This window comes from Candidatus Manganitrophaceae bacterium (assembly GCA_016200325.1).
Taxonomy (GTDB): Bacteria; Nitrospirota; Nitrospiria; order SBBL01; family Manganitrophaceae; genus Manganitrophus.
The window spans coordinates 445,500-470,539 of the sequence record JACQEZ010000019.1 but is presented as its reverse complement, the minus strand read 5'-3'; the positions used below and the strand labels follow the sequence as shown (position 1 = coordinate 470,539).

At 58.5% G+C, this 25,040-nt stretch carries 22 protein-coding genes; 12 read left to right on the top strand and 10 right to left on the bottom strand.

Translation table 11 applies throughout. From position 1 onward, the window contains the following. Positions 1-547: DUF4091 domain-containing protein (locus HY282_17135; GenBank protein ID MBI3805475.1), on the top strand; the 547-nt coding region annotated here is incomplete at its 5' end. Positions 548-605: 58 nt separating this feature from the next. Here the strand turns inward: HY282_17135 and HY282_17130 are convergent. Next, the gene (locus tag HY282_17130; GenBank protein MBI3805474.1) at positions 606-878 is read right to left on the bottom strand and encodes a hypothetical protein; all 273 of its coding nucleotides are present in this window, start codon (positions 876-878) and stop codon (positions 606-608) included. Positions 879-1,369: 491 nt separating this feature from the next. Further along, a complete protein-coding gene (locus HY282_17125; GenBank protein MBI3805473.1) occupies positions 1,370-3,592 on the bottom strand; it encodes an Ig-like domain-containing protein in 2,223 nt (740 codons plus the stop codon). A 217-nt stretch (positions 3,593-3,809) separates the two neighbouring features. On the opposite strand from HY282_17125, the gene HY282_17120 reads away from it, so the two are divergent. Continuing rightward, positions 3,810-4,691, top strand: a complete 882-nt coding sequence (locus HY282_17120) for a 50S ribosomal protein L11 methyltransferase (GenBank protein MBI3805472.1) — start codon at positions 3,810-3,812, stop codon at positions 4,689-4,691. 71 nt (positions 4,692-4,762) lie between these two features. Next, positions 4,763-5,482: an rRNA pseudouridine synthase gene (locus HY282_17115; GenBank protein ID MBI3805471.1), complete on the top strand. Its 720-nt coding sequence runs from the start codon at positions 4,763-4,765 to the stop codon at positions 5,480-5,482. A gap of 40 nt (positions 5,483-5,522) precedes the next feature. Here the strand turns inward: HY282_17115 and HY282_17110 are convergent, their stop codons facing one another. The 4 genes from HY282_17110 to HY282_17095 all read right to left on the bottom strand — a co-directional run bounded on the left by HY282_17110 (position 5,523) and on the right by HY282_17095 (position 9,225). Then, positions 5,523-6,506 carry a hypothetical protein gene (locus HY282_17110; protein ID MBI3805470.1) on the bottom strand — a complete coding sequence of 328 codons (984 nt, stop codon included), beginning with the start codon at positions 6,504-6,506 and terminating at the stop codon, positions 5,523-5,525. A 147-nt stretch (positions 6,507-6,653) separates the two neighbouring features. Further along, complete coding sequence (locus HY282_17105; protein ID MBI3805469.1) at positions 6,654-7,400, bottom strand: hypothetical protein; 747 nt, start codon at positions 7,398-7,400, stop codon at positions 6,654-6,656. Positions 7,401-7,590: 190 nt separating this feature from the next. Beyond that, on the bottom strand, positions 7,591-8,580 hold the full coding sequence (locus HY282_17100) for a metallophosphoesterase (GenBank protein ID MBI3805468.1): 990 nt from the start codon (positions 8,578-8,580) through the stop codon (positions 7,591-7,593). Between the two features lie 27 nt (positions 8,581-8,607). Beyond that, positions 8,608-9,225, bottom strand: a complete 618-nt coding sequence (locus tag HY282_17095; GenBank protein ID MBI3805467.1) for a nucleotidyltransferase — start codon at positions 9,223-9,225, stop codon at positions 8,608-8,610. Between the two features lie 237 nt (positions 9,226-9,462). On the opposite strand from HY282_17095, the gene HY282_17090 reads away from it, so the two are divergent. From HY282_17090 to HY282_17080, 3 genes are read left to right on the top strand one after another with little or no spacing between them, the layout of a single operon-like run. After that, positions 9,463-10,857 carry an MmgE/PrpD family protein gene (locus HY282_17090; protein ID MBI3805466.1) on the top strand — a complete coding sequence of 465 codons (1,395 nt, stop codon included), beginning with the start codon at positions 9,463-9,465 and terminating at the stop codon, positions 10,855-10,857. After that, the gene (prpB, locus tag HY282_17085; GenBank protein ID MBI3805465.1) at positions 10,854-11,792 is read left to right on the top strand and encodes a methylisocitrate lyase; all 939 of its coding nucleotides are present in this window, start codon (positions 10,854-10,856) and stop codon (positions 11,790-11,792) included. The genes HY282_17090 and prpB overlap by 4 nt, the downstream gene beginning before the upstream one ends. Then, positions 11,779-12,927 (top strand): citrate synthase, encoded by a 1,149-nt coding sequence (locus tag HY282_17080; GenBank protein ID MBI3805464.1) that lies wholly within the window; start codon positions 11,779-11,781, stop codon positions 12,925-12,927. Before prpB ends, HY282_17080 begins: the two co-directional genes overlap by 14 nt. 7 nt (positions 12,928-12,934) lie before the next feature. On the opposite strand, the gene HY282_17075 is transcribed toward HY282_17080, so the two are convergent. Then, on the bottom strand, positions 12,935-13,198 hold the full coding sequence (locus HY282_17075) for a hypothetical protein (GenBank protein ID MBI3805463.1): 264 nt from the start codon (positions 13,196-13,198) through the stop codon (positions 12,935-12,937). A gap of 380 nt (positions 13,199-13,578) precedes the next feature. On the opposite strand from HY282_17075, the gene HY282_17070 reads away from it, so the two are divergent. Beyond that, positions 13,579-13,980 (top strand): response regulator, encoded by a 402-nt coding sequence (locus tag HY282_17070; GenBank protein MBI3805462.1) that lies wholly within the window; start codon positions 13,579-13,581, stop codon positions 13,978-13,980. Here HY282_17070 and HY282_17065 read toward each other — a convergent pair. Continuing rightward, positions 13,966-15,531: an NFACT family protein gene (locus HY282_17065; protein ID MBI3805461.1), complete on the bottom strand. Its 1,566-nt coding sequence runs from the start codon at positions 15,529-15,531 to the stop codon at positions 13,966-13,968. The two genes, HY282_17070 and HY282_17065, sit on opposite strands and share 15 nt — an antisense overlap. A gap of 69 nt (positions 15,532-15,600) precedes the next feature. Between HY282_17065 and HY282_17060 the strand changes: the two genes are divergently transcribed. The 5 genes from HY282_17060 to HY282_17040 all read left to right on the top strand — a co-directional run bounded on the left by HY282_17060 (position 15,601) and on the right by HY282_17040 (position 22,631). Beyond that, the gene (locus tag HY282_17060) at positions 15,601-18,033 is read left to right on the top strand and encodes an endonuclease MutS2 (protein MBI3805460.1); all 2,433 of its coding nucleotides are present in this window, start codon (positions 15,601-15,603) and stop codon (positions 18,031-18,033) included. 130 nt (positions 18,034-18,163) lie between these two features. Then, positions 18,164-18,835, top strand: coding sequence for a lytic transglycosylase domain-containing protein (locus HY282_17055; GenBank protein MBI3805459.1), 672 nt, complete (start codon positions 18,164-18,166; stop codon positions 18,833-18,835). 144 nt (positions 18,836-18,979) lie between these two features. Then, a complete protein-coding gene (locus HY282_17050) occupies positions 18,980-20,029 on the top strand; it encodes an agmatinase family protein (protein MBI3805458.1) in 1,050 nt (349 codons plus the stop codon). Beyond that, positions 20,026-21,711, top strand: a complete 1,686-nt coding sequence (hutU, locus tag HY282_17045) for a urocanate hydratase (GenBank protein MBI3805457.1) — start codon at positions 20,026-20,028, stop codon at positions 21,709-21,711. Before HY282_17050 ends, hutU begins: the two co-directional genes overlap by 4 nt. A 527-nt stretch (positions 21,712-22,238) precedes the next feature. Further along, on the top strand, positions 22,239-22,631 hold the full coding sequence (locus tag HY282_17040; GenBank protein MBI3805456.1) for a hypothetical protein: 393 nt from the start codon (positions 22,239-22,241) through the stop codon (positions 22,629-22,631). A 400-nt stretch (positions 22,632-23,031) separates the two neighbouring features. Here HY282_17040 and HY282_17035 read toward each other — a convergent pair whose 3' ends face one another. Further along, the gene (locus HY282_17035; GenBank protein MBI3805455.1) at positions 23,032-24,165 is read right to left on the bottom strand and encodes an ABC transporter substrate-binding protein; all 1,134 of its coding nucleotides are present in this window, start codon (positions 24,163-24,165) and stop codon (positions 23,032-23,034) included. Positions 24,166-24,482: 317 nt separating this feature from the next. After that, a complete protein-coding gene (locus HY282_17030; GenBank protein MBI3805454.1) occupies positions 24,483-24,902 on the bottom strand; it encodes a DUF5069 domain-containing protein in 420 nt (139 codons plus the stop codon). Positions 24,903-25,040: the final 138 nt, after the last annotated feature.

The window sequence follows — 25,040 nt, the reverse complement described above, 5'->3', positions numbered from 1 at the left end:
GAGCAAGATCGGCGGGAAGACTCATATCCCCATCGAATCGATCCGCCTGAAGCTGCTCAGAGAAGGGATGGAAGATTACGAATATATGAACCTGCTCAAAAACCTCGGCGATGCCTCCTTCGCACAGGCACAGGTGGCGCGGGTTGCGAGCAACACGTATACCTGGACCAAGGCCCCGATTCTTCTCTATGATGCCCGGGAGAAGATGGCGGCCCAAATTGTCACACATATCGATGCCGGGGAGGGGGTGCCGAATCCCCTTTCCGATCCGGAAGCTCCGAACGATCCTGTGGTCGCTTCCAATCCCGGCTCGAGTTCAATCGAAGGGGCTGTTCCCCCGAACACGGCAGGTCCGGTCGATCTTCCGAACAACGTCCCGGGGAGCGGCGCTCCGTCGGCCGGCGGAGGGGGCTGCAGCATCGCAATGAGCGCTACAAAAAGCCCCCTCTCGCTGACGGAGGGGCTCTCCTCTCTGCTTCTCCTTTTCGCCCCCTTTGGAGCCAGGCTCTATCGAAAAATCCGGTCTCACCTCTCTGGCCTCGGATAAGATCGGCGAATCGGAGACGCCGCGCTTTCTTTGAAGCCGCGAAGGGTCGGCGCCTCCTTCACAAGAGGGTATCGAGATCGGGTCCATAGACGGTAAAGCCATGCTGCTCCAGGACGGCCCTTGCTTTGAGCGCTTCAGCACGGTGCAAAAACCACCAATCAAATTGCTCAATCTTGTCGGCTGCGAATTCTGAAGTGGCGACCTGATAGGCGGCTTGGTTTTCCGCATTCATCGGCACTTCGTCGATCCCCACATGCCACCAGGTCGATGGTTGGGGCTGTTTCTGCGCTTCGGCCATTGCTTCCTCCTTCTGAGTATAGGGCCGTTTCATTTCGTGCGAGGCGCCCTCCTTAAAGGTGGGAAATGGCAATAATCGTACCAAGGGTTTTTGAAATGTCAGAGGGCGGGGACGTGGGGTCGATTTAAATGGATCGGAGGGGTAAAGAGATAAAAGATAAGTGTGGAGGCGGCTCCGGGAGAGGGATCAACCCTGCATCCATCGTATCACGCGGATGCACGCGGATCACGATCAGGAGCACTCTATCACACAGGGAAGTATTAACCTTGGGGTGAGCGAGAAATCGGGATGACCGCCGGCTTGGCGACTTTCATCTCCAGCGACCGGATGGCCCGGTGAAGGAGCCACATCTTAAAATGGATTCTTAATTGCAAGAACGGCGTAAACATCGGAAGGCCCCTCCCATAAGATCCTCATCCTCTATCGGCTGTGGAAGAAAAAACTTTAACGTTTCAATCCCAAAACTGAATATTACTTTATGGGATAATAGGGTCTTGATCAATCCCCCCAAAAGAGGGGTGCGTTCACTTTCCGCCCGACGTGGTGTACAAATTGTTGTGTTGACCCGCAATCCAGCCGGTGTTTACATCCAGGAAGAAGATCCGGCGGAGTTGATCGGTCGTGTTGGCCTGTTGTCGTCCCCAGGTCGTCCCGCCATCCTCGCTATGAAGGACCAGCCCATTCCAGCCGGCGACCCAAACTTGTGAAGGAGAAATAAAGGCGACTCCGTAGAAGCCTTTGTCATAAGTCGGATAGGAGGCCGCTCTTATCTGGTGCCAGGTCTGCCCGCCATCGGTGGTCTGCAAGACATTTGCTTGGGAGGTTCCGTTCCCGCCGACGGCAAAACCGACCAACCCGCCCGATCCGTCCGGATTGCGGCCGAATCGAAGGTCGAAGATGCGGCCATGACCTTCCAATTGGCCGCCGTTTTCGGCCTCGTAGAGAAACTGCCAATGTTGTCCGCCGTCGGTGGTATGCCCCAGCATTCGCAGCCATCCTTTATCACAGGGCTCATCCGCTTCCGATCCCCCACCGACCCAAACGTCGTTCGGGGTGATCACATCGACCGTAAAGAGGTGAGGGTTATAGGAGGTGACCGCGGGCCGCGGCTGACCGGCTAGCGGATTCTGTGCCGGATAGACGCAAGGGGCCGGGAGCGGCCGGACGGTGCTGTCGTTGGGAATCTCGGTCCAAGAGGTCCCGCCATTGTCCGTTTTGAACATAAACCCGAAGCGGCCGACCGTCCAGCCATGCTGGCTGTCGAAGAACTGAACCTTTCTTAAATAGGAGCCGTATTTCTTGGAACAAGTCTGTGCGGCGGCATCCCAAACTTCGCACCAGTCCCAATGATCCCAAACCCCGTCGGGTGAGCCCTTCGGACCGCTCCGATCGATCCAGGGTGCTCTATTAAGATGTTGCTCTGTCCAGGTGGCGCCGCCGTCGATCGTCTTAAAGATCGCCTCCGGCCAGCCGACGGCCCAACCGGTCTTGGCGTCGACAAAGAAAACATCATAGAGATCAACCTGCGCGGCTGGACTCGGCGCGGTAGCACCGTTGAATACAATATTATTTTGAATGGTCCAGGTGTGCCCCCCGTCGGTCGAGTGCTCAATCGCCTGATCGATCCCCACGCTCCAGCCCTCGGTCGCCGAGACGAATGAGATGCCGAACAGATCCTTCCCATGGGTTCCAGGGCGTGGCGCTGATTTCCAGCCTGCGCCGATGGGCGGTGGCGTCCCTCCCGGGGGCGGCGTTCCTCCTGGAGGCGGTGGTGTTCCTCCTGGCGCCGGATTCACCGTGATTGTCGTAGTTGTGGTGGCGGTTGCACCATGGTCGTCCGTCACCGTGAGAGTGGCCGGGTAAGTCCCCGCGGATTGGTATGTATGGCTGGTGCTGATTCCTGTGCCGGTCGGAAGGTGATCCCCGAAATCCCAGGAGTAAGAGGCAATAACCCCATCGGGATCAGAGGAGGTTGCGCCGTTAAAGGTGACCGTCAGCGGTGCGGTGCCACTCGTCGGATTCGGCGTCATCTGAGCGATCGGCGCTTTGTTGGCAAGGACGGTTAAGTTGTTTGAGCCGTGGCTTGTTCCATCGTCGGCCGTTGCGGTGATCGTCGCCGTCCCCGGCGCCTTGGCCGTCGCTAATCCAACGCTAGGGTCAATCAAAACAATTTCGGGCGCGCTGGAGCTCCAGGTAAAGACCACGCCCGAAATGGGCTGATCGGCGGCATCTTTTGCGACGGCCGTAAAGTGAACTTGGTTGCCGACTGAGACCGCCCCCGAAGGGGAGGCGCTCATTACTTCCACCGTCGCAATGGAAGGACGCGGCGGAGGTTGAGAAGGAGGCAACATGATCTGAAGCGTCACGGGATCACTGGTGGCCGATCCAAAGGAAGCGGTCAAGTTGGCCGTTCCATTCGCCAGTCCTTTTACCACGCCGTTCGAATCGACCGTGGCCACCGCTGGGTTGCTGATCTGCCAGCTGACATTGACGGAAGGGATCGCTTGCCCCGCCGGATCGAGCACGGTCGCCACAAACTTCTCGTCCGTCCCGACGACAATAGGGGCCGGGGTGGTCGGCGTGATGCTGATTTTGGAAACAATCGGTTGATCGGATGAAGAAGGAGAACCGCCGCTGCCGCAGGCGCTCAAGAGCAGCACGACGACCAGCGTCTCTACGGCGCGGAACCATTGCGCCGGGAAAATCCGGGAAGAAGAGCTCAAGCGGAGCGAATGAAATAAATTCACAGGTTCTTTCTTACAGAGAGGTTCATCCATCTGCATCGGTACCGATTCCCACCGAATCGGTCTACCTGAATAAGCAAGGATGGTGCCAGCCGCTCTTTTGAAAAACAACCAAAGTGGTTTTGATTATTTCGGCGGCATCTCCATCCTTTTGCAGATGAAGTGCAACCTCCTTCACAAGACAATGGAGCCGGAGATTATTCCGTGCTAGAATCAGCCGATGTCTCCGCTTAATTCTTCAGGGCGCCTCTGGCGCCAGATCACTCTTACGCTTCCGCTTGAGCTTGAGGCGGAGGCGACTGCGTTGTTGATCGATTTAGCGGCCGGCGGGGTCTGGGTGGAACCGGCCGATCGTTTCATCCGCCTTCGGGTTTTCTTTCCCTCGGAGGAAAGAGGGAGGGTGGAGGCCATGCGGAGCGGGCTTCGCGCGAGAGGAATCGATCAAGAAGCGTCCGTTGCTTCGGCGCTCCTTCCCGAAGAGGAGTGGCAGACCGCCTGGCAACGGCATTCGGTTCCCATTCAGCGAATCGGGAAACGGCTCCTCATCGGGGCGCCGTGGCATTTCCCTTTGGCGAACCCGACCGGCCGGAAGGTCATTCAAATCGCCCCCGGTATGGCCTTCGGCACCGGCACGCACGCGACGACACGGAGCTGTCTCACCCTTTTGGAAACGCTGATCTCCGGCAGGCGCCGCGGTCCGCTCCTCGACCTCGGGACCGGAAGCGGGATTCTGGCGATTGCCGCGGTCCGCTTGGGAATGGCGGCGGTCACGGCGGTCGAAAATGATCCGGTCGCCTTGGCGGCGGCGAAAAAAAATGCGCGGGTGAATGGGGTCGCCTCCCGGATCCTGTTCCGTAAAACGATCCCTTCGGAGGCGCAATACCGTTGGGGGGTTGCCAATCTGACCGGACCGCTTTTGCTTTCTCTCTCCGAACGGTGGTCGGCATTGATTCCGCCGCGGGGGAAGCTGATCCTCTCCGGGATGTTAAAGACTGAAACAGCGGGGGTTCTCGCGCGGTATCGGAAGCGATTTCTCGTCTTAAAAAAGCTCAGGAGGGGAGAGTGGGTGACCCTGCTCATGGAGAGAAAAAGGGGAAATTAAAACCGGGCCGAAGCCACGCCGCCCGCCCCGCGGCTCCCCGCCCTGCGGCGGCTCGACCCGCGGAGGCTCGAATGGATCGGAAGGTCAGTCTCGCCCGCGCCCTCTCCAAGCTTGGGGTCGCCTCGCGCAGTCAGGCCCGCACGCTGATTGAGTCGGGACGGGTTTCGGTGAATGGGAAATGTCTGACCAATCCGGAGGTCCGCGTTGATCCCGATCGGGAGGTCCTCCGGGTGGATGGGCGGGTCATCCGTCGGGCGGCGCCGATCTATCTGATGATGCACAAGCCGACCGGAGTGGTGACGACCCGCTCCGATGAGCGGGGGAGAAAAACGGTCTATGATCTTTTAGGCGAGGAGGGTCGGTGGCTCTTTCCGGTCGGACGTCTCGACAAGGAGACGGCGGGGCTGCTTCTCCTGACAAATGATACCCAGTGGGGAAACCGCATCTCGGCCCCCGACTCGAAAGTACCCAAGGTCTATCATGTGAAACTCGGCCGGCCGGTCTCGGAAGAGGACATGGCGCGCCTTCGGAGCGGTATCCTCCTCGACGGTACCCCGACGGCGCCGGCGAAGGCCGCTCTCCTCCACGTCAAACACGAAGAGTGGCTCGTGCTGACCCTCCAAGAGGGAAGAAACCGTCAGGTCCGCCGCATGTGCGAGGCGCTCGGCCACCGGGTGGAACGCCTCATCCGTGTCGCAGTCGGCGGCCTCTTGCTCGGCAATCTGCCGCCCGGCGGCCTCCGCCCTCTGACGCCGGAAGAGGTCCGGCGCTTATCGCCGCCTTCCGGATGACTTCCAGGATGACCTCGCCGGATGACCGTTAGCCCCTCGTTCATTTGGCGGCAATGAAAATCGGCTTCCCTTCGTTCTCCCTCGGATGGCTCCGCCGATAAAGGGGGAATCCAAACCAGAGACCGTAAAAGAAGAAGAGGGTTGCCGCCGCCAGGAGCGTCGAGAGGGGAATGGAACCGGTGACCTTTCGGAGCACCAGGAAGAAATCTCCTGTAATGCCCGATGCCAGCGGGACCATCGCCATCAGGATGAACCGGCTGGCGAGACGATGGAAACGCTCGCTGTTCTCCCCTTCCTCTACGATGCGGTGGTATGCCGCAGGGGTAATCAGAAAGATGGTGGCCAGGGCGACCAATGTCAGACTGATCAGGTGAAGGTATTTTGAGCTATGAGGAAGGGCGTCAAATCCTTCCGTGAAAAAGATGGCGAATTGGAAGCCGAGAAGCGCCTGCGCTCCCGGCAGAACCACGCGGGCTTCCGTTAAGACATGCTTGATTTTCTGGTCCAGCGCTTTTTCTGAGGTCGATTCCTCTTTATTTTTTTTCATCGGTTCACCGATTCGGGGTAAAGGGGTCTCTTGATTCAATCGATCTCGCTCCCGGCGATCGATCAGCTCCATGAGATACCAAAAATAAGACGAGACGAGAATCGATACGCCGCCGAGGATGAACGCCATAGGCCGTCCCGTTAACTTCTCTGCTGCAACATATAAGTCGATTCCGAGCGCGAGGGAGAAGGGCATCAAAGCAAACTTCATAATGTCGATGGTGAAGCGGTGGAGTCCTTCCGTATCGTTTCCTCTCTCGACAATCCGATGGTAAGCGGCCGGAGAAATTAACAGCGAGAGGGCAATCAGCATCAGGCCGAGCGCAGCGACAAGCAGATATTGTGAAAAGGGGGAAAGGGAGCCGAAACCTTTCTCAAAGACGCTTCGAAACTGAAACCCAATCAATACTTGGGCCCCGAGGATGAGAATGCGGCCCTCGTCGAGCGCATTTTGTATCTTGCTTCTCAGTTCGGTCATCGTGTCTAAAAATCGCCTCGATGAAACACAATACGCTCGATGAAACACAATACGAATGAACTCAAGAAAATGAACCGGCCCGCTTTTCAGACGCCGCCCCGGTTTCTTTATAAAGCCGAGGCGGCGCGTCTTTTTTAAAGCAAGGCATTAGGCGCGGGGTGACTTTGGATCGTTCCCCCGTCTTGAGAAACCGACCTGCCCTCCCCAAATCGCCGCTCCCAGCGAGAGGAAGGCGGTTCCGAAGAACCACCAGGCGGCAGCGGCGCCGTATTTTGCACCTTTTTGCGCGGCCTGTTGTGCCTGCTGCTTCATCTGCTCGGTATGGGTGCCACTCAGCCCGAGCTGATCGCTCGTCCCTTGTTGTGATGTCCCTTGTTGTCCCATCCCCTGCTGTGAACCGCCGCCTCGTCCCATCTGATCAGGGGTTCCCGATTGTCCCATTTGAGAGGCGGCTCCTTGGGTTGCCCCTTGAACCCCTTGACCGACGACACTGGTTGCCCCGGAGAGAAGTGAAGCAATCCCGGTTGTCCCAATCCAGAGGACGAAGATCAACGAGAGGGCCCAGACCAACACCCCCTGCAGCGGCCCCTCTCCCCGTTCGAGAATCGATACATAGCGGCCGGCGACCCACGCACCGATAAAGACCGAGACCATTGAAGCGATAATGGTCCAGATGCCTGCCCCGACCCCCAGGGTCGTTCCCGATGTGTCGGTATTCGCGCCCAACGCGCTGAGGCCGATTGCAACACCCAGTGAGTTCAGTAAAATCTGTACAACGGTGGCGATAAAAAAACCGGCCAAGACGGCACCCCATCCGACCCGGCTCACCGGATAGGGGTAAGAAGACTCTCTATTGAAATAAGGTTCTCTCATTCCTTCACGTTCCAATTCCATTATCAACCTCCTCATTCCTGAAAAATGATTTCATGCTCAGGAGTGGAAAACACCTTGGGTCGATTGACCCAATAATTAAGTTTTGCAAGAAAGATGCCTATTAGGGCGGCCCGGATCGAAGATCTTACAGCGGGATATATGGCGACCGATCCGTTCCCTCAACGGGCTGGGAAGGAGGAAGTCAACTTATTTATTTTTGAGGATTGGATTGTGCGGTTTTTGCACGAGGGGAAAGCGCGTAAAAGAGATTTGCTTTCTTTAGCATCGGAATGGCGGCATTTCGGACGGGGATACCGCCGCGCGTCATGCCTCTTTCTCGGCCGTGATGCGCATGCCCATGAATCGCAAGGTCTGCTTTACCTTCATCAATCGCTTTTCCGAAGAGGAAGCTCCCTAAAAAGGGGAAGACCTCGGCGCGCTCGCCGAGGAGGGTCTCCCGGATCGGCGCATAGTGAAGGAGCGCGATCTTGACATCGGTTTCCAATGAAAGGAGCAACTCTTTCAACCGCTCTGCCAACATCTCAGTGTGGGAGATAAAATCCTTCATCTCTCGCTCGCCGAAAACGGTTCCGCAGGCCCCCTCGAAGCCGCCGCAAAACCCCTTTGTCCCGGCGATTCCAACGGAAAGCCCCCGGCATTGAAGCACCCTGGTGTTTCCCTCCAGAATGGTGACGCCGATTTCTTCTAAGATCTGTCCAACCTCTTCCGATTGATTGCAGTGATAATCATGATTCCCCAAGACGGCAACGATCGGAAGGTGAAGTCCCTTTAAATCCTCCGCCAGAACGCGCGCCTGCTCTGCGGTGCCGGTATCGGTCAGGTCGCCTGCCAGAAGAAGGAGGTCGGCCTCCGTCTCTAACTTCTGGAAGTGGGCGCGAAGTTTCCCATGGGAGAGCTCGTCATAGTGAAGATCGCCGGCGGCGGCAATTCGGACGTAGGGCCCCTCCGGCGGGGGACCTTCCGAAGGAATCGGCGGACTCAACTCGCTGATGATTTCGAAATCGGGGAGCTGCCGTTGAATGACCGTCCGGGCGTATTCTCCCTTTTCCAATGAGGCGACCTCTCCATAAAGGATCAACCGCTTTCCCTCAATCTGGATCCGGACATTCAGGATGCCGAGGTGAGGATCGGTAGCCAAGGTCTGGCGAATCTGCTCTCGAAGGTAGTGGTCTTCTGTCATCGGTTCAGGCTCCTGTCTTATTCAAACTTATTCAAGATAGGTATGCAAAATGTCTAAGACGACCCGATCGGGGACCGGCAGATCGACCGATTGCGCGTAAAAAAGGAGGCTTAGAACGCGGCGGGGTCCATGTTTGGCGCGGCGCTTGAGGTATTCCCAGTCGATCTTGGTCGACTTGATAATATCGAGTGCGTCGAACCAGTGGCGCGCCCCGAACTCTTCGGTCGCCAGACTTTTCATCACGACGAGGTCTTCCGGCGGAAGAATGAGAATACGTTTTCTCATAAAGTCGATCGCTGTTGCTCTGCGGAAGGTTTCCTCATCGAGGTAGATGTTGCCGGCCGACTTAAAAATGATGTCGATCGGCACATTGTCCCGATGCGCCTTATAGAGCCATTTCGGATCGGTCTTCTCGGTTTTAAATCCGAGCTCCTCCAGTGCATCCAATACCCGGTCGGCATACTCCGGACGAACGAAGATATCGATGTCTTTGGTCCGGCGCTCGCGTCCCAAGGACTTCACGGCGAGCCCGCCTCCGAAGAGATAGGGGATATTGGTTCGCTCTCGAATTCGGATCAAATCGTCGAGTACCTTGTGAATGTCATCATCCTCGATCAATTTGGGGGGGAGCGGTTCAGTCGGCATGGGATACTCCGGGTGGAAAATAAGGGGCGAAGGACCGTCGTCTGAAAATGGAAGGACATTCGCAACAAAATTGATTATAGCATGGGGCGGGATGGCGGAAAAAGAGGGGAGGCAAAGCGCCCGCCTCTGACCGCTTGCCGGCTTTTGTCGGCGCTTCACCGGAGCTTCGCCCTACCTTTGATTGACACTTCACCCAAACGTTTGTAGACTGAAATTACATGTCGATTCGGAGGCGCGATGACACAGATACGCGATCATGAAATCGGTTCCACCCTGGCTGAGCGGCTCGCCCGCTTTAGTCGAGAGATCTCTTACCGCACCCTCCCTCCCGAGGTGATCCACGAGGCGAAGCGCCGGCTGATCGACACCTTCGGCTGCGCCCTGGGCGGCTGGGAGAGCGCGCCGGCCAAGATCGCGCGGAAGATGGCCCGATCGGTTCGCCTCCCCTCCGGCGCCACCCTCCTCGGCGAGGCCCATCGCACCACGGAAGATCTGGCGGCCTTTGCCAACGGGACCGCCATCCGCTACCTCGACTACAACGACACCTATCTTTCCAAAGAGCCGGCCCATCCGAGCGACAACATTCCCGCCGCATTGGCCGCCGCCGAGGCAGCCGGGCGGGGGGGAAGGGCGCTGATCGAAGCGATGGTCCTCGGATATGAGATTCAGTGCCGCCTCTGCGATGCCGCGGCCCTCCGCCCGCGCGGGTGGGACCATGTCACCTACGGCGCCTTTTCCAGCACGCTGGCGGCGGCGAAGCTCTGGCGGCTCTCGGAAGAGAAGACGGTTCATGCGCTCGGGCTGGCCGGCACGCCGAATCAGGCGCTGCGTCAGACGCGCGTCGGCGAGATCTCGATGTGGAAGGCGGCCGCCTTCGCCAACGCCGCCCGCAACGCCCTCTTCGCCGTCGCCCTCGCGCGGCTCGGAATGACCGGTCCCGCGCCGATTTTTGAAGGGGAGAAGGGCTTCAAGAAAATCGTCTCGGGGGAGTTCGATCTCCCGCCGCTTCATCCGGCCGGTCCGTTCAAAATCATGGAGAGCTATATCAAATATTTCCCGGTCGAATACCATGCCCAGAGCGCCGTTCAGGCGGCGCTTCGCCTGCGCGAAGAGATCGAAGGAAAAGGTGATTCCATCGACTCAATCACGATTAAAACTTCGGATATCTCCTACGAGATCATCGGCCGCGATCGGGAGAAGTGGCATCCTCAAACGCGGGAGACGGCCGATCACTCCCTTCCTTACTGTGTCTCGGTGGCCTTGCTCGACGGGGAGGTTGGCCTGCGGCAATTCAGCCCGAAGCGATTGAACGACCCGAAGCTCCATGCGCTGATCCAGAAGGTGCGGGTCCTCCCCGATCCGGCCCTCTCCGCCGCTTATCCGACTGCGATCGCCAACATCGTCGAGATCGAGCAAAGCGGCGCGCGGTATGTCGCGCAGGTCGACCATCCGCGCGGCCATCCGAAGAACCCGATGACCGATGCCGAGGTCGAGGAGAAGTTCAGGCGGTTGGCCGGACCGCTCTTTTCAAACCGTCAAATCGAGACCCTCTTGAGTCGAGTCTGGGGATTGGAGAAGATCCGGTCGATCGGAGAGATCTTGGCCCCGCTCGCCATTCGAGGGAAGCGATGACCTCCGCGGCGCGGGGCGCGGCCTCGCCGGGAAAGCGGCTCCGGCAAATGATCAAGAAGCGGTCTATTATCCTGCCGGGGGCGTTCAACGCCTTCTCCGCCGAGCTGATCGAGCAGGCGGGGTTCGAGGCGGTCTATATCAGCGGCGCCGGCCTTGCCAACGGGGTGGCGGGGGTTCCCGACATCGGGCTTCTTTCGTTGAGCGAGGTGACGACGCAGGCGGCCTATATCACCCGGGCGGTGAAGATCCCGGCGATTGCCGATGCCGACACCGGCTTCGGCGAGGGGGTCCATCTGGTCCGGGCGGTCGGGGCATTCGAAGAAGCGGGGGTTGCCGGCATCCAGATCGAAGACCAGCAATTTCCAAAGCGCTGCGGCCATCTGCCGGGAAAACGCTTGATCCCGGCGAAAGAGATGGTGCAGAAGATCCGCTCGGCGATCCGCGCGCGGCACGATCCTGATTTTATCATCATCGCTCGGACCGATGCCCGCGGCGTGACGAACCTGCGAGACGCCCTCGATCGGGCCTGCCGCTATGTCGATGCCGGGGCCGACGTCATCTTTCCGGAAGCGTTGGAGTCGGCGGAGGAGTTTGCCACGTTCGCCCAAAAGCTCGACGCGCCGCTCTTGGCGAATATGACCGAGTTTGGAAAAAGCCCGCTCCTCTCGGCGGACGATCTGTCGAAAATGGGGTATCGGTTGATCCTCTTCCCGATGACCCTCTTTCGCAGGGCGGCCCAGGCGATGGAGGAGACGCTGACCACGCTGAAAAAAGAGGGAACCTCTCGGGGGCTGCTCGGACAGATGCAGACCCGGCGCGCGCTCTATGAGGTCATCCACTATGACGATTACGAGCGGCTCGACGCGGAGCTTGCTTCAGAAGCTCGGAAGGGAAAACGGGGGAAGAGAAAATGGGGGAAGGATGAGCGAACCTAATAAAGAGGCCGCCGGATCGGAGCCGATCCATCCCGGCCTGGAAGGGGTGTTGGCCGGCGAGTCGGCGATCTGTGACGTTGAGGAGACGACCGGCGGGCTGCTCTATCGCGGGTATCGGATTGAAGCGCTCGCCGAGAGCGCCTCTTTTGAAGAGGTCGCATACCTGTTGCTGATCGGAAAGCTGCCGAATCGAAAAGAGCTCTCCGATTTCTCGACAGAACTGGCCGCTGCACGTCCCCTTCCCGGGACGGTCCGCCGCTTCCTCAAGAGCGTTCCACGCGATGTCAATCCGATGGACTTTCTGAGGACGGCGGTCTCCTTCCTCGGCCTCGAAGATCCGGATCGAAGCGTAAATGAACATCCGGCGAATCTCCGAAAAGCAATCCGGCTGATCGCCCAAATCCCCTCGCTGTTGGCCGCCTTCCGGAGTGCGCCGCAGGCGCCGCCCCCCCCCGATCCCGAACTCTCTCACGCGGCGAACCTGCTCTACCTGATCACCGGCAGCCGGCCCGATCCGTTTTCGGCGAAGGTGATGGAGGTCTCGTTGATTCTTTATGCCGAGCACGAATTCAATGCGTCGACCTTCGCAGCGCGGGTGACCGCCTCCTCCCTCTCCGACCTTCATTCCGCAGTTACCTCGGCGATCGGATCGCTGAAGGGGCCGCTGCATGGCGGCGCCAACGAAGCGGTGATGAAGATGCTTTTGGAGATCGGGGGAAGCGAACAGGCCGATCGATATATCGGCGAGCGGCTTGCTCGAAAAGAGCGGATCATGGGTTTCGGGCACCGTGTCTTAAAGAGCGGCGACCCCCGCTCGGATATCATTAAAAAATATGCGTGCACCTTGGGGGAGCAGAAGAACGATCGGAGCTGGTTTGATCTCTCCAGCCGGATCGAGGAAAAAATACGGCGGGAAAAGGGGCTTTACCCGAACCTCGACTTCTATTCCGCCTCGGCCTATTACCTGCTCGGCCTTCCGATCGAGTTCGATACCCCGCTTTTTGTCTGCAGCCGGATCGCCGGTTGGTCGGCGCATGTCATGGAGCAGCACGATCATAATCGATTGATCCGACCCCGCTGCCGCTATACGGGACCGGGGGAGCGGCCGTACCTGCCGATTGCATCGAGATCTTAATTTCCGCTCAGAGCGTCTCCAGCGCTTGCTGCAGCTGTTTGGCCAATAGGGTTGGATCTTCCGACTTTGAAATCGCCTCTTCGATCATCTCTTTGAGGTAGCGGTTCATCCCGATCTTTCCGATCAAGTTTCCAAAGAACGCCGTCGGATCGAGGCGGACACTCTCCTTGAGCGCTTGGACCAACTCCGGCTCGAGGGCGATCGAGTAATCGCCGACATGAAGGTAGGCGGGATAGACCGGGCCGGGAAGCTTTTCAAATCTAAGATTCATCAATCGGGTCTCCTTCGTTTAGTCGTTCGCATCATGAGGTCCAGTCGGCCGGATCGGACTGCGGTTGCGTCGTCCGGGTTATCTTAGTCGTTTGAAAATATTTTTCAAGTCTTCTTGGGATTTTTCCGGGATTTTCCCCGTTTTAATCGAAATGTTGCGCCGAATAATCAGGGTTCTCTACAGAGATCTACTGGCTTATATAGTCCTTGCAATGGGTAAATGCATTTATTTAGAATTGAATCAACGGTTCCGCGCCTCACTCAATTATTTCTATCATTTGGGAGTTAATTCTTAGAAATCGAGCCCTCGGAGGATGGGGCCGCACTCCGCGGAGCGCTGAATAAATCAGTCAAGTATGCCAAGTATGGAGGATCGGTGCGTTGTCGAAGAAGATTCTAATTGTAGACGATAATGCGGATACCATTCTGATCCTGACTGCGATCTTGTCGCAGGAGGGATACGATACAATGACCGCGCGGGACGGCATGGAGGCGCTTCAGAAGGTGCGTGAAGAAATTCCGGCGCTGATTCTCCTCGATATCATGATGCCGAAGCTCGACGGATTCGGCGTCATGGAAGCGCTGCGGGCCGATCCCCGGTTTAACCCAATCCCGGTGGTGATCATTTCGGCCAAAGTCGATCCGGCCTCCCGGGCGAGGGCGATCGAACTGGGGGCGAGAGACTATATCGTCAAGCCGATCAATCCGGATGAGATTGTCCTCCGGGTGAAGGAACAGCTTTTCGATCACAAACGCCTCTATGCCAAATTAGAGGGGGGATAATTTCTCCTTAAAGAGCCGTTCCAGTCGCCCCGATTCGATTTCGATATAGATATTCTTCTCCTGAGACAATACCACTGCGCCCGTTTTCCCTCCCCGCGGCCTTTGTAAATATTTCCGGTGCGTGTAGACGACATCCCCCTTTCCTGCTTTCCTGGCGTCGCTGAAGTGGAGCGCCAGCGTGGCGGCATCGAGCAGCGTTTGATAGGGAATCTCTTTTCCCCGCTCCATCCGGACGACCAGGTGTGAGCCCGGCACCCCCCGCGCATGAAACCAGAGGTCGTTCCCGCGGGCGATTCGGAAGGTGATCTCTTCGTTCTCCCGGGCGTTTCTTCCGACGACCAAGGTCCATCCGTCGGCCGATAAAAACTGCGGCGGTCCACTCTCTTGCTTCTTTTTTCTTTCCGGGGGCGATCGGCGGCCGTCTCCTCTTTCAAGGGCGACGGTTCCCCCCTCCAGTAGGATCCGGCGGTTGCGCTCCAAGGCTTCCAATGCATGCGTCGTTTTTTCGATCTGAATTCGAAGGTTGGCCTGGGCCGCCTGCGCTTTTTTGTATCGCTTGAAGATCCGGGCGAGGTTCTCCGACGGGGAGAGGGCGGGATCGAGGGGAAGGGTGCGCCCCGCTTCCGGCCGAGCCGGATCGAAAAGGGTGATCTCCGTCATCCCGATCTGGACCTCGTGAAGGTGTCCCTTCAGCAGCTCCCCTTCATGGCGATATTGGTCCGCTCTCTCAGCCTCCTGCATTCCGGTGGAGAGCTGTCGGAGCCGCTTCTCCCCCCGCCGAATGTCGGCGTCGATCACGGCGAGGAGCCGTCGCTTCTCCTCTTCCGCCGATGTCGCCTCTTCCAGCGGTAAGAGAGCGGCCTCCACCGCATGATTAAAAGAAAACGGCCCCGCCTCGCGCAGCGGAATGGCGCTCTCTTTGAACGCGCCTCCGGTCGGACGCGGCGGCGGCCGGTAAGGCGCGCCGACCTGCAAGGCGCGTCCGGAAGAGGGGGGAGAGAGGGTGCCGAGGACGATTCCATCGGGGTCGATCAACAAAAAATTCGATGCCGGCCCCATCAACTCGGCGATCAGTGAGACACTTCCCGGCTCGGTCGCGGGCGCCGCTGTCTCGTCGTTCCAGGCGCAGGTCATCTGGACGATCCGGTCTTCTCCCATCTGATCGAGCGAGACGATCCGCTTCCAGCGAAGCCGCGCACGGAGGAGCTGGCAGAAACGGGGGGGGGAGGAGGGGGTGGGGTGTGTTTTCGTCGAGAGGTGAATGCGGGAGAAGCGGGGGTGGCCGGAGAGAAAAAGATGAAAGCGCTCTCTCCCCCGGTGGATCTCAAAGACAAGACTCCACGGCTGGGGCTGATCGATCTTGTGAAGGACCCCCCCCTTTAAAGCGGGTCCAATCTCCCCGAGAACCTGCGCAATCTGCTGGGCGCCGAGCGACACCGGTTTGACCCCCTTCCAACCCTTGTGATAATTTAGCTCCACCGACAAAACGGCCACAAAACGATGGAGCGATTTCGGAGGCCTGATTGTACCGGGTCGCTCTTTTTTTCGCAACGGCCGTCACCGCTCGGCAGAATTCAACATCAGAGGGTTCGGTCGAGCGCGCGCCCTCTTTGGAGAATCATGGAAGAAGGCAATGGGACAATGGAATCGGGGGAATCGGGGGAATCGGGGGAATCGGGGGAATCGGGGGAATCGGGGGAATCGGGCCGTCTTTATGAACAGAGTTTAAACTCGCTCGGCTGGCCGGAATTGATCGATGCGCTCTGCCGTCAAACGGTCTTCTCGATGACCGTGGAGCGCTGTCGCGCCCTTCCGTTTCTCGACCGGCCGGACGCGGTCCGGGAGCGGTTGGCGACCGTCTGGGAAGCGGTTCTGCTCCTGAAAGGGGGGGGGAACATCCCCTTGGAAGCGTTTGCCGATCCCCGTCCGGCGCTGACCCGCGCAATCAAAGGGGCGGTGCTGGAGGGGACGGAGCTGCGGAGCATTCACGATCTCCTCGACCAGGCCCAGACGGTCCGCTCGGTTTTGAATCAAAAAAAGGAAGAGGCGCCCGGTCTCTTTCGGCAGGCGATTTTGTTAGAGCCCCTGGAAGGGTTGCGAGGCAAGATCGCGTCGGCGATCGATCCGGAGGGGAGAATTCAGGAGGGGGCGACCCCGGCGCTGCGGGCGCTCACCGCGGAGGCCAACCAGGCGCGCGAGGCGCTCACCGACCAGCTCGATCGGATGCTGCGCTCCGCGCGGTACGAAACGCTGCTTCAGGAGCCGTACTACACGGAGCGGGACGGCCGGTATGTCCTCCCCTTCAAGGTGGCTCATCAGAACAAAGAGGGCGGGGTCGTTCATGATCTCTCGGCGAGCGGCGCCACCGCCTTTGTCGAGCCGAGGGAGTTGGTCGGGCCGAACAACCGGCTCCGCGTCGCCCAGCTGGCGGTGGCGCGGGAGGTGGAGCGGATTTTACGATCGCTCAGCGAGGAGGTCGGGCGAGAGGCGGAGCGGCTGCAGCGGACCCTGCTGGCGTTTATAGAAATAGACCTCCTCCGCGCCGCGGCCCGCCTGACGGAGAAGATCTGTGCGACGTTCCCGCAGGTTCATGATGAAGCGGGGCCGATCCGCCTTTGGGAGGCCCGTCATCCCCTCCTTCTTTTGCGGAAAGGGGGGGTGATTCCCAATGACATTGTCATCGAGGAGGAAAAGCGGGCCTTGATTCTCTCCGGCCCGAATACCGGCGGCAAGACGGTGCTGCTGAAGACGATCGGCCTGTTGGCTCTGATGGTTCGCGCCGGTCTTCCGATCCCCTGCCGGGAGGGATCGGAGATGCCCCTCTTCCCGTCGGTGATAGCCGACATTGGAGATGACCAAGACCTCTCGCGCGATCTCTCCAGCTTCTCGGCCCATCTTCAAAAAATCGTCACGATTTTCGAGTCCGCCCCGCGCGGATCGCTGGTGCTGCTCGATGAGATGGTCACGTCGACCGATCCGGCTGAAGGGGCGGCGCTGGCAGCCGCCGTGCTGGTCGCCCTGGTCGACCGGGGGATGCGGATCGTGACGACCACCCATTATCCTTCCCTCAAGGGGCTGGCGCAGAGCGATCCCCGGTTTTTAAACGGGAGCCTGGCGTTTGACCTGACGCGGCTGGCACCGACCTATCGATTGATTCTCGGGATGCCGGGGAGAAGCGCCGCTTTGGAAATCGCATCCCGACTCGGTCTTCCGGCGGCGCTGCTTGAAAAGGCACGGGCTCGCCTCAAACCGGAGGAAGAGGCGATGGAGCGGATGCTCGCCGAACTGGAGCGGGAGCGGCGGACGGTGGAAGAAGAGCGGCAAAAATGGCAGCGGCTGCGGGAAGAGGCCGAAGCGGCGGCGACCGCACAGAAAGAGGGGGCGGCGCGCTGGATGCTGAGCGAGAAAGAAATTCAGAAGCGGGTCCGCCAGCGGGTCTCGGAGGCGGTGGCCGAGGCGCGGTCGGAGATCGCGGTGTTGATGGCGTCATTGCGAGGGAAAAAAGAGGCCGCGTCGATTCAAAAAGGGAAGGGGGCCCTCGAAGCGATTGCGGGGAAAATCGGAGAGAAGATCGCACCGGCCGCTCCGGCGGCCTCCCCGCCGCTGCAAGTCGGCCGGCCGGTGGAGATCCTCTCGCTCGGAAAGAGAGGCATCTTGCTCGACCCGCCCGGCGAATCGAAGCGGGTTCGGGTCCAGGTGGAGCAGCAAATCCTGTGGGTCTCTCCCGAAGCGCTTCAAGGGGCGGAAGAGACGCGCGAGGCATCCCCTGCTTCACCCTCTTTCCGCCAAACCGACTCCGGCCCGACCGGCCTCGCCCTCGATCTGATCGGACAGCGGGTCGAAGAGGCGCTGGTCCTTCTGGAGCGGTTTCTCGACCAAGCGATGCTGTCGGGCGAACGGGAAGTCCGCCTGGTCCACGGGCATGGAAGCGGTCGGCTCAAGAAGGCGATCCGGGAATCTCTTTCCGTCTCTCCCTACATCGGCCACTTTCGACCGGGAGAGTCGGCCGAAGGGGGGGATGCGGTGACCATTGCGACCTTACGGGACGCGTAGCACATCCCGGCGTTTCTTCCTTATCACAAGGCCTTTCTATTCCATAATTGACTATTCCACATAGGTATTGTCAATTCCCTCTTTCGAGGGGGGTTGACGCCGCCGGTCTTTTTTAGTAAAGTGACCCGACATGATTCAAAGAGCTAAAAAATATATCAAGCCCTGCTTCTTTACCCTCTCGATGGGTTTCTTTCTCCTCCACCCTCTGTCGGCGGAATTTTCGCCGATCGCCTCTCTCTCTTTCGGTTTCTCCGAGGCCACGTTTGCACGTCAGGCGCTTCAGACGGCACGTGAACAGAAGGTGCGAAAGATCTTGTCGCGCTTTCATACGGGGCTGCAGGCCGAGGAGGAGCAACGGCTGGCCATTTTCATCGTGGCCGAGAGCCAGCGCCATCAATTTGATCCCGAATTGATCATTGCCCTCATCTCCACGGAGAGCTCCTTCTATAATTGGTCGACCTCGCCGAAAGGGGCGATCGGGTTAATGCAGATGATCCCGACAACGGCAAAAGAGGTCGCGGAGGTGAGCAAGGTCGACTGGAAAGGGGAGGCGCCGCTTTTTGATCCCTTCACCAACATCAAGCTGGGGATTCATTACCTCTCGACCCTCAATGCCAAATTCGGGGATCTCACCCTGGCCCTCACCGCCTACAACTATGGGCCGACCCATGTGGTCCGGTGGGTCGAATCGGGGGAGGAGATTCCGACGAAATATGCGGAGAAGGTGTTAAAACACTACCAAGAATTTCTCGGCCTCGCGCCTGAAGAAAAAGAAGAGACCGAAACCTTTCCCTCCGTCTAACCTTCTTCATTCAACAGATCTGATCGATCTAAATCTAAATGTCCCTCCGGCGGTCCTGGCGTCTTGGGCCGTGACTCATTTGAAACCCCATGGCACGCCGCCGCTTCTTGCCATCCCCAGGTCAATTTGCAATAATAAGAACCAATGAAGATCCCCCATCTGCAACCGGCCAAGATCCAGATCTATGACGATCCGCTCGGCACGACCGATATACGGGTTCGGCATCTCTTCCCGCCGTATGCGGGACAGCCGATCCGGGCGGGGCTGTTGGGCGTTCCTTCCGATGCCGGCGTGGTGCACGGCGGAGGCCGCGGCGGGGCGGCGGAAGCCCCCTCGGCGATCCGGCTTCAGCTGAAGCGATACGGCACCGCCTACAACTTCGAACGGCAGGCCGATCTCACCACCCTTTCGTTGGCCGACTTCGGAGATCTGATTCCCGATGAAAAATCGATCGAGCAGACGCACCATCGCCTGACCAAGGCGGTGGAGGCGATCCTCGACCTCGGCGCCCTCCCGATCCTCCTCGGCGGCGGGCATGATCTCACCTTCGGCGGGGTGCGGGCGCTCGCACAGCGGACGCCGGGACCGGTTGGCGGATTGACCCTCGACGCGCACTTTGACGTCCGAGAGCCGCTCAACGGTGTTCCGACGAGTGGGACCCCCTTTCGCAACATCCTTGAGAAGCTCCCGAATCTCTCCGGAGATCATTTTGTTGAGGTCGGCGGCAACGGCCTCGTCAATGCGAAGGGGCATTTCGAATACCTTCTCGCCAAAAAAGCGAGGATCTTCTCCCTTTCGGAGACGCGTCAAAAGGGGATTGGCGAGGTGGTGGAGAAGGCGCTGCAGATCGCCGGGCACGGCACGGAGAAAGTCTTTTGCTCGATCGACCTTGATTCGGTCGCCCAAGCGTTCGCGCCGGGGGTCTCCGCCCCCTCTCCCGATGGTTTCACCCCGGAAGAGGTCTCGCTCGCCGCATACCTTGCCGGAGTCGATCCAAAGGTCGCCTATTTTGACCTGATGGAGATGAACCCGGTCTTTGATCAGGAGGGGCGGACGGCGCGCCTGACGGCCGCGCTGGTCCTCCACTTCCTGGCCGGCCTCGCCCGGCGGAAAGAGGCCGAGAAAAGGGTGATTGGATTTGTCCCCCCCTCTCCCGGCGGTCCGGGAACCCCACCCTCGGGGAGGAAACGATGAGTCGTCCGATGTTCGAGGCGCTCCGGCCTCAAGAGCCGATCTCTGCACCGATCGGTGCCCGGAAAAGCTGCAAAAGCTGGGATGCGGAAGCGGCGCTCCGGATGTTGATGAACAACCTTGACGAACGGGTGGCGGTTGATTGGAAGAACCTGGTTGTCTACGGCGGCGCCGGCCGGGCGGCGCGAAATTGGAAAGAGTATCACCGGATGGTTCAGGCGCTTCGAGAATTGGCGCCCGATGAGACCCTCTGCGTTCAGTCCGGAAAGCCGGTTTATATCGCGAAGAGCCACCGGGAGGCGCCGCGCGTCATCCTGGCCAACTCCAACCTCGTGCCGGCCTGGGCGACGCCTGAGGCGTTTGACCGGCTCGACCGGATGGGACTGATGATGTATGGTCAGATGACGGCGGGAAGCTGGATCTACATCGGAACACAAGGGATTCTTCAGGGGACCTATGAAACTTTCGCAGCGATCGCGACGCAAGCCTTTCGAGCCGAATCCCTCTCTGGAAAATGGATTCTGACCGCTGGGCTCGGGGGGATGAGCGGGGCGCAGCCGCTTGCGGCGACGATGAACGAGGCGGCGATCCTGAACGTGGAGGTTCGGGCGGAGCGGATCGAGCGAAAGGTCAAAGAAGGGTTTTGCGACCGGATGACCGATCGGCTCGATGAGGCGCTCACCTGGGTGAAGAGCGCCTGCCGGAGCGGCCGGCCTCTGTCGGTCGGACTGGTCGGAAATGCCGGCGAGGTTTATCCGGAGCTGGTCCGCCGCGGAAAGATTCCCGATATCGTGACCGACCAAACCTCGGCGCATGATCTTCTCTCTTATGTCCCGATCGGCGACCTCCCAGCGCTCGACCGGCTGCGAGAGGATGACCCCGGCACCTATCGCCAAAAGTCGCTCGAGACGATTGCCCGCCATGTCGAGGCGATCTTGGCGATGCAGACGGCCGGCGCGGTCGCAGTCGATTATGGCAACAACCTGCGCGGACAGGCCGCATTGGCGGGGGTGCCGATCAAAAATAGGGACGGCTCGTTTAAATATCCCGGCTTTGTTCCCGCCTATATCCGGCCGCTCTTTTGCGAAGGGAAAGGCCCGTTCCGGTGGGCCGCCCTCTCCGGCGATCCGAAAGACATCTACCGAATCGACCAGGCGCTGAAGGCGACCTTTCCGAAAGCGCGGGCGCTCAAGCGGTGGATCGATCTGGCACAGAAAAAGATTCCGTTCACCGGGCTGCCGGCCCGGATCTGCTGGCTCGGCTATGGCGACCGTGAAAAATTTGGACTCGTGATCAACGACTTGATTCGGCGCGGGGAGGTGTCGGCGCCGGTCGTCCTCGGCCGAGACCACCTCGACTGCGGCTCCGTTGCGTCGCCTTATCGAGAGACGGAGGGGATGGCCGACGGCTCCGATGCGATTGCCGACTGGCCGCTGCTGAACTTTGCGTTGAATGCGGTTTCCGGCGCGTCGTGGGTCTCCTTCCATCACGGCGGCGGGGTCGGAATCGGCAACGCGCTTCATGCGGGAATGGTGATCGTCGCCGATGGAACGAAGCGCCGCGAGGCGCGCCTTTCCCGTGTCCTCACCGTCGATCCGGGGATCGGCGTGGCGAGGCATGTCGATGCGGGGTATGAAAAGGCGAAAGAGACGTCACGTAAGAAGAAGGTGAAGATTCCAAAATAGACATCCAAAATAGACATCAATGATATAAAAAGATATAAAAAAGAAAATCGGGCGGGCCTCCGAGTGTTCGAACGACCAATGATGAGATTCTAGACAATCCCGACGCGCTTTCCACCCCGAGAGGATCGCCCAAGTCGAGGGGAGGCGACGGCGAGGATCATTAATTTTCCAAAGCGCTTCTATTTCGATAGAGGATCTTCTACTCCAGAAGACGATACAGCGAAATCCCCTCACTTCACCTGCCACGACACCATCAGGGAAAACGGAATAATCCTTTCAGATTAATTGACGCACGATTACAAAGTTGTCTAATCTTATAGATGAGGCTCGGCAAAATGCATCTCCTTACGGGATGTTGCAGGCTTCTAGATGCCGAGCTGACGGTGAGGTCTTGCAGCTTCACGAGGGCCGTTTCGATTTGCTATAACGACCATCATTCGGACGTCACTCCTCGTTTGACGGAGCACTTCAGTTGCACTGTTTATAACGGAACGAATGATCACATTTACATTTAAAGGAGGGAAGAGATGAGGCGAGTTCACGAATTCGGAATCGGATTGTTTGTTCTTGCGTTGGTGATGTCTCAGGGGATACCGGCGTTTGCGGAAAGCGCTTCCTCCGAAGGGAGCCCAAAATCTTCGGCGAGCGCCGAGAGCAAGGCGGGAGCGGTCCAATGCCCCCCCGGTATGGCACCGGCCGGTGCAGCAAGCGGCTCACCGGAGGCCAAGCAGCCTGATGGCACCAACCCTTGCATCGAGGCCTCGGGAAAAGGGGCGGGGCCTTCCGCCGCGGGAAGTGCAAAGAGCGACCCTTCCAATAATGACCCATCGAGCGGTAAACTCAAAGCAGGCTCCCCCAGCGCCGGCGGTCAGAGTGCCGGCCGAGGAGGAAATGGTGAGGCGCGCGGGGGAGGCGGTTAAAGTCGGCCGGTCCCTGTTTTAATATGAAAAGCCGTGGTCTTTTACTCGGACCACGGCTTTTCAACGGAAGGGGCGGTGATGACATTGTCAATCCCATCGGCCCATCGGCTCACATATCCAAGTTCAATTGAGCGGTGATATCATCAAGTGCCAGTTCAGCCTTGATCATCCGCCGACCGGTTTAAAAGGGGGGAGCGAAGGGGAGTGTCAGCTCTCTAAGAGCGGTGGGCGTAACGAGAAGCAAGAGATAAGATGAAAGGGTCTCTCTGGCGTTCGTGGAGGAAGTTGCAGCAGCTAGAATCTTCCCGGTCTGCCGAGGGGCAGACCGGCCGAATAAAATTTCATGCTTTTTAGAAGATCGATTGCAAGGGGTCATGGAATGGGGACCGTCTACCGTCTCCTATTTGAGGTTTTGGATCGTCACCGCTTTGCCGTTTTCGATCTTTGTTAAAAAGACCTGGTGTAAGCCTTGATGGTCCGTCGGGTTGAATGAGACCTCCAGTCCGCCCGCGTCCATCTTTAGCTGCTCCAGCGTAGAAATAAAGGCCTCACGCGTGAGCGGAGCGGTTTTCTTCAGCGCTTCGACCGTAACCTTGGCGTCGAGATAGCTCTCCAGACTGACCGGATTGGGGATGCGCCCTGCGGCGTTCATGTCCGAGAGATACTCTTTTACAATCGGCAAGGTGCTGTCGATTGGATTCGGCACGATCTGGGTCACAATGAGCCCGTCGGCATCTTTCCCCGCCGCGTGGATTAAGGGGACGGTGCCCGATGAGACGAGTAAAAACTTAGGATTGAATCGACGCGCCTTTGCTTTTTTGAGAAAAGCGGCGCAGGGCTGATAGGTGCAAGCCATAATGACCGCTTCGGGATTCGCCTTGATCAGCGCTTCGAAGGCCTCATCAACATCAACGGTATCGTGGACAAACTTGCCCTCTCCGACCAAGGCCATGTTCCGCTTTCGCAAGGCCCGCACCACCCCGGCGCGACCTGCGTCCCCCATGGCGTCCGTCTGAAAAAAGATGCCGATCTTTTGAATATGAAGGTCCTCAGTCAACCGCTCGACCATGACCTCGATCTCGTCCGCATAACTGGCGCGAAGGTTAAAGACGTATTTATTGACGGGATTGCGGATAATTTCAGCGCCCGTCAATGGGAAGAGATAGGGGACGCCGGCTCGGGTGATGATCGGCACGATCGCCGCTGAATTTCCGGAACCGATATACCCGAACAAAGCGAACACCTTCTCTTCCTCGATTAATTTGCGGGTGTTCGCGAACACAACAGGGGCCTGGTAGAGGTCGTCATAAACCAGCAGCCTGATTTTGCGGCCCTGAACGCCTCCGGCGGCGTTCACCTTGTTGAAGTAGACCGTCGCCCCTTCCTTCATCATCTTGCCGTTTTCGGAAATAGGTCCGGTCTGGCCATTGGACATGCCGATCAGAATCTCTTTGTCTGTGACCCCATCCTCCGCTTGAGAAAAGGAGGCTGATAAAAGTACTAAAATAACGAGTGCCCAGTGCTGGATCTTCATCCCACCTACTCCATGACTTATGAAAAACAGCATTTTAAGATAACGATTTCATTAAACTGAATTCTGGTCCGGGAGTATCGAAACTGATCGATCGCGGTTTTACTTAAGAATAAAAGATCTGATGAGCTTCGAAGAGCCTGCCATCCCTCTCAGAATTACAAATATAACACCTTTTCTGGATATTCCGATCTGAAGGATGGTTCTATACCTGCCGAGAATGGAACGCCGAGAGGGCGCGGCGCTCTTTGAAACCTCAGGGATTGTAGGCTGGCAGAGGGGTGGATTTCAGGAAAGGAGGTCTGATCAACTGCAAACCTTTAATCGTCCTCTTCGTCTGCCTTGTGAAATTCAAACATCGTTCGGATGTCGGCCCGGTCTGCGAAGCCGCGGTCGTGCTTCATCTTCTCCAACACTTCCGTTGCTTCGTCGTTCCAACCCCGCTTGCTCATAAATCCATTCCACACTTCGATCTCCTCGGCATTTGGTTGTCGTCCCTGGCTGAAGCACCAGCCTAAAATCTCTTCGTCGGTTCCTCCTTGCATGACGCGATTGACCAGCGTCATATAATCGATGCGCAGGAACCTCACACAGCGGCCGTCGAATCCGGTGCCGAGATTTTTATGATAGTCGAGCGGAAGCTTGTTTTGGGCTTGCAGGCGAATTTTATCGAGCATCCTGCCGAAGTAGACCAGGCCGCCGACCTTGTCGGACGAGGGACGTAAACCGGGAACGCGCATTCTCACTCTCCAGGGAAAAGGCAAAGGCTTGAGCCGGCAGGGATAACGCTCTCCTGCAGGCAAGCAGATCGTCCTTTGAAATTGGATGTGAGTGTGGTATATCACAGGAAAACCCAAAAAATCAATGTGAGGGAGCGT

Bases quoted from the DNA above. Each gene is read 5' to 3' on its own strand.
- HY282_17130 (MBI3805474.1), bottom strand. From the start codon at position 878: ATGAAACGGCCCTATACTCAGAAGGAGGAAGCAATGGCCGAAGCGCAG.
- HY282_17120 (MBI3805472.1), top strand. From the start codon at position 3,810: ATGTCTCCGCTTAATTCTTCAGGGCGCCTCTGGCGCCAGATCACTCTT.
- HY282_17115 (MBI3805471.1), top strand. From the start codon at position 4,763: ATGGATCGGAAGGTCAGTCTCGCCCGCGCCCTCTCCAAGCTTGGGGTC.
- HY282_17110 (MBI3805470.1), bottom strand. From the start codon at position 6,506: ATGACCGAACTGAGAAGCAAGATACAAAATGCGCTCGACGAGGGCCGC.
- HY282_17105 (MBI3805469.1), bottom strand. From the start codon at position 7,400: ATGGAATTGGAACGTGAAGGAATGAGAGAACCTTATTTCAATAGAGAG.
- HY282_17100 (MBI3805468.1), bottom strand. From the start codon at position 8,580: ATGACAGAAGACCACTACCTTCGAGAGCAGATTCGCCAGACCTTGGCT.
- HY282_17095 (MBI3805467.1), bottom strand. From the start codon at position 9,225: ATGCCGACTGAACCGCTCCCCCCCAAATTGATCGAGGATGATGACATT.
- HY282_17090 (MBI3805466.1), top strand. From the start codon at position 9,463: ATGACACAGATACGCGATCATGAAATCGGTTCCACCCTGGCTGAGCGG.
- prpB (MBI3805465.1), top strand. From the start codon at position 10,854: ATGACCTCCGCGGCGCGGGGCGCGGCCTCGCCGGGAAAGCGGCTCCGG.
- HY282_17080 (MBI3805464.1), top strand. From the start codon at position 11,779: ATGAGCGAACCTAATAAAGAGGCCGCCGGATCGGAGCCGATCCATCCC.
- HY282_17075 (MBI3805463.1), bottom strand. From the start codon at position 13,198: ATGAATCTTAGATTTGAAAAGCTTCCCGGCCCGGTCTATCCCGCCTAC.
- HY282_17060 (MBI3805460.1), top strand. From the start codon at position 15,601: ATGGAAGAAGGCAATGGGACAATGGAATCGGGGGAATCGGGGGAATCG.
- HY282_17055 (MBI3805459.1), top strand. From the start codon at position 18,164: ATGATTCAAAGAGCTAAAAAATATATCAAGCCCTGCTTCTTTACCCTC.
- HY282_17050 (MBI3805458.1), top strand. From the start codon at position 18,980: ATGAAGATCCCCCATCTGCAACCGGCCAAGATCCAGATCTATGACGAT.
- hutU (MBI3805457.1), top strand. From the start codon at position 20,026: ATGAGTCGTCCGATGTTCGAGGCGCTCCGGCCTCAAGAGCCGATCTCT.
- HY282_17040 (MBI3805456.1), top strand. From the start codon at position 22,239: ATGAGGCGAGTTCACGAATTCGGAATCGGATTGTTTGTTCTTGCGTTG.
- HY282_17035 (MBI3805455.1), bottom strand. From the start codon at position 24,165: ATGAAGATCCAGCACTGGGCACTCGTTATTTTAGTACTTTTATCAGCC.
- HY282_17030 (MBI3805454.1), bottom strand. From the start codon at position 24,902: ATGCGCGTTCCCGGTTTACGTCCCTCGTCCGACAAGGTCGGCGGCCTG.